The organism is Acidovorax sp. KPB24-03, from assembly GCF_057546605.1.
Genome location: NZ_BAAJYR010000811.1, coordinates 1 through 830 on the forward strand (window position 1 = coordinate 1; position 830 = coordinate 830).

General features: G+C 74.1%; 1 protein-coding gene. It reads right to left on the minus strand.

What is annotated here, in order from left to right; translation table 11 throughout:
- A partial coding sequence (locus AC27KI_RS26160) for a siderophore-interacting protein (RefSeq protein WP_487116770.1) occupies window positions 1-568 on the minus strand: 568 nt, incomplete at its 3' end.
- Between the last annotated feature and the right edge of the window lie 262 nt (window positions 569-830).

Below are 830 nucleotides of genomic sequence, written 5' to 3' on the forward strand. Positions count from 1 at the left end.
CGCCGGCGGGCAGCTCGGCGAGGCGCCGGGCGATGGCGGGCAGGGCCGTGTCGTCGCCGATCAGCACGTAGCCGTCGAAGGCGGTGGGAATGACCATGGAGCCGCGCGGGCCCCCCACGCCCACGGTCTGCCCGGGCGCGGCCTGCAGCGCCCATTGCGTGGCCGGGCCCGCGTCGTGCAGCGCGAAGTCGATGGTGAGGGTGCGCGCGGCGATGTCGTGGTGGCGCGGCGTGTAGTCGCGCATGGTGGGCCGGGGCGAGTCGGGCGCGAGGCCCCCGGTGTCCGCCGGCACGGGAAAGTCGATCCGGCCCGTGGCGGGGTCGGGCAGGATGAGCTTCACGTGGTCGTCGAAGCCCGCGCTGTCAAAGCCCTCCAGGTCGGTGCCGGTGAGGACGATGCGCACGCAGTGCGGCGTGACGCGCTCGGCGCTTTGCACAGTAAGGATGCGCCGGCGCAGTTCATGGCGCATGCGCTGGGGCGCGCGGGCCGCCAGCAGTTCGGGGGAAGGCTGCGCTGCGGTGGCGGCAGAGGTGGCTGGGGTGGTGGTCGAAGCGGACAGTGTGGTCATTTCAGGGCTTTCTGCCGGGGCGATGCCGGCGTTGCGGAGGGAGGCCAGGGCGTCGTGGGGCGCACTCCGGGCAACGGGGGCCGGGGCGGTCGCTCTGGGGCGTCCTGCAGGCCGGCGGGGAACAGGTGCTAAAGGCGCTCGATCTGCCGCGCCGCGGCGTCCAGCGCATCGGCGATGGCATGGATCTGCGCCTCGGCCAGCGGCTCGCGCGCCAGGCGAAGGTGCAGCGCATGGCGCAGGTTGTGCACGGCGCGCTCGATGG